The sequence below is a fragment of the Rhodococcus sp. NPDC057014 genome (genome assembly GCF_042673295.1).
Lineage (GTDB): Bacteria > Actinomycetota > Actinomycetes > Mycobacteriales > Mycobacteriaceae > Rhodococcus_F.
This window is the reverse complement of record NZ_JBHUSF010000628.1, coordinates 1-1,530: the sequence shown is the minus strand read 5'-3', so window position 1 is coordinate 1,530 and position 1,530 is coordinate 1. Positions and strand designations below refer to the sequence as shown.

The 1,530-nt window shown below is 68.0% G+C and carries 1 protein-coding gene; it reads right to left on the bottom strand.

Features of this window, described 5'->3' with window-relative positions:
- Positions 1 to 34: 34 nt before the first annotated feature.
- Positions 35 to 1,381 (bottom strand): IS4 family transposase, encoded by a 1,347-nt coding sequence (locus ACFTZB_RS45570; RefSeq protein WP_378442580.1) that lies wholly within the window; start codon positions 1,379 to 1,381, stop codon positions 35 to 37.
- Between the last annotated feature and the right edge of the window lie 149 nt (positions 1,382 to 1,530).

The following is a 1,530-nucleotide window of genomic DNA, read 5'->3' as shown; positions in this document are numbered from 1 at the left end:
CCAAAGCCGTGTAGTTAAGGCGTGGGTTGTGTTGTCAAGGGTCGATGTCGGTGAAGACGTTGATGGCGATGGTGGCCTTGAGGCTTGGCCCTCGGGTGCGGCCGCGGGCAGTGCTGGCGACGAACTTGGAGATCGCGCGTTTGACCACGCGGGGGTTGGTTCGTAATCGTCGGGCGGGCATCAGGTGGTCGAGGACGCGTTCGCCGATGATGCCGACGAGGTCGACGACGGTGGTTTCGATGACACCTGCGGCGTGAATGAGCTGGTCGCGGGCCGCGTTGAGGGCGATGGTGAAGCTGGCACGGTCGGGATCGACGTCGGGGCACCCGAGGGTGGCGTCGGTGATCGCGACGCGCAATGCCTGGTAGGTGACGAGCAGCGCGTAGATCTCCTGCTCGACCCCGCGCGGGGTGCGGGCGCGCAGCACCCGGCCACCGAGGATCGTCGATTTCAGCTCCAGGAACGCGGTTTCGATCTCCCACCGGTCGTGGTAGAGGCGGACGATTTCGGTTGCGGGACAGTCGGGATCGAGGAGGGTGGTCACCAGCTTGTAGGTCTCGCTGCGAGCCCCCGCGCTGGTTGTGATGGTGATCTCGCAGCACAGGACACGGACCTCGACCGGGCCCATCCGGGACAGGTAGGAGCCGTCGGGCAGGCGGGCACAGACCGGGAGGTTGCGACTGTTCTTGACCCGGACCAGCAGGTGCGCACCGGTGTCGCGGACCGCGGCGAGCAACGCCTGCGAGGCGAAGTTGCGGTCGGCCAGCACGATCATCCCGCGGCGCATCCCCCGGAGTAGGTCGAGGGTATAGGTGGTCTCCCCGACGCTGCTGGCACCGAACGTCGCGTCGATCACGGTGCGGGTGCCGCACGCCACCAGGGCGAGAAGGCGCACCATCGGATACCCGGTGCCGCCGTGAAACCCGCCGCCGCGATGGTAGACCTGCAAATTCGCCACGGTGTCCGGGCAGCACATCATGGTGCCGTCGATGGCCGTGACCAGCAGCCCCCGCCAGTACACGCCCTTCGTGGCCAGGCCGGCGGCCGGGCCACGAAGCAGGTCGAACAGGGCACGCAACGGTGCCGGGCCGATCCGGCGTCGGGCCTGGGCCAGCGCTCCGGCGGTCGGGGTGGCCACCGCGAGCCCGTCGAGTCCGGCGATCATCCGCTGCCACACCTGTCCGAACCCCACCTCGGCGAACAGCCCGGCGGCCAGCAACAGGTACACCACCACCCGCGAGGGCAGATCACGCACCCGGGCCTGGACCTTGCCAGTCTCGGCCAATGCGGCGTCGACCAGGTCGAAGCCCACGATTCGGGTCAGCTCGCCGAGATGACCCGGGGCGAACCGGCCTCCCGCGACGGTGACGACACGGGTGATGACAGAATCGGTAGTCAGCGGAGCTCCCTGGGTCGAGGATGTCTTGGAGGACGCCCTCTTCTACCGGAGCTCCGCTACCCATTCGCGCACGACACGCCCAAGACCCGAATCCTTGACCGCCAGCCGTCCCCGCTAACTACACGGCTTTG